This is a genomic window from Variovorax sp. 01N425 (assembly GCF_056399465.1).
On record NZ_JBFTRJ010000050.1, the window covers coordinates 1 to 1,396 of the forward strand.

Here is a 1,396-nt window from a genome sequence, read left to right on the forward strand (position 1 = left end):
GCAACGACAACGGCTACTTCGCCATCGACCCGGTCACGGGCGCGATCAGCCTCACGCCGGCGGGCGCTGCGGCGTTCGTGAACGACTACGAAGCGGGCGCCAACGCCCACGCGCTGGTGGTCGGCGCGAACGACGGCACGGTCACGACGTCCATCCCCGTCACGCTCAACGAGCAGAACCTCAACGAAGCGCCGACGGCGCCCGACGACACCAAGACGACGAACGAAGACACGCCCGTCAGCGGCCAGATCATCGGAAGCGATGCTGATGGCGACACGCTGAGCTACGTGAAGGGCAGCGACCCGGCCCATGGCACGGTGACGGTCAACGCCGATGGCACCTACACCTATGTTCCCGGTGCCAACTTCAACGGCACCGACAGCTTCACCGTCACGGTGAGCGACGGCCACGGGGGCACGACCACCAGCACGGTGAACGTGACCGTCAACCCGGTGAACGATCTGCCCACGGTCCCGGACTACACCCAGACCACGCACGAAGACACGCCCGTCAGCGGCCAGGTCATCGGAAGCGATGCTGATGGCGACACGCTGAGCTACGTGAAGGGCAGCGATCCAGCCCACGGCACGGTCACGGTCAACGCTGACGGCACCTACACCTACGTGCCCGGTGCCAACTTCAACGGCACCGACAGCTTCACCGTCACGGTGAGCGACGGCCACGGCGGCACGACCACCAGCACCGTGACCGTGACGATCAACCCCGTCAACGACGCCCCCGTGTTCGTCGACGGTGGCGGCACCCCGGTGAACACGACAGACGGCTACGTCTTCGGCTACGACGAAAACCGCCCTGCAGGCGCCGTGCTCGGCACGGTCCACGCCACCGACGTCGACAGCGCGACCGTCACCTACAGCATCCTCTCGGGCAACGACAACGGCTACTTCGCCATCGACCCGGTCACGGGCGCGATCAGCCTCACGGCTGCAGGCGCTGCGGCGTTCGTCAACGACTACGAAGCGGGCGCCAACGCGCACGCACTGGTGGTCGGCGCGAACGACGGCACGGTCACGACGAACATCCCCGTCACGCTCAATGAGCAGAACATCAACGACGCACCGAAGGCGCCCGACTACACCAAGACGACGAACGAAGACACGCCCGTCAGCGGCCAAGTGACTGGCACCGACGTCGATGGCGACGCGCTGACCTACGTGAAGGGCAGCGACCCAGCCCATGGCACGGTCACGGTCAACGCTGACGGCACGTACACCTACGTGCCTGGCGCCAACTTCAACGGCACCGACAGCTTCACTGTCACGGTGAGCGATGGCCACGGCGGCACGACCACCAGCACCGTGACCGTGACGATCAACCTCGTCAACGACGCCCCCGTGTTCGTCGACGGTGGCGGCACCCCGGTGAACACGACAGA

General features: G+C 66.3%; 1 protein-coding gene. It reads left to right on the top strand.

Features of this window, described 5'->3' with window-relative positions; genetic code table 11:
- On the top strand, positions 1–1,396 hold a 1,396-nt coding region (locus AC1DSC_RS32610), incomplete at both ends, for a tandem-95 repeat protein (RefSeq protein WP_478132092.1).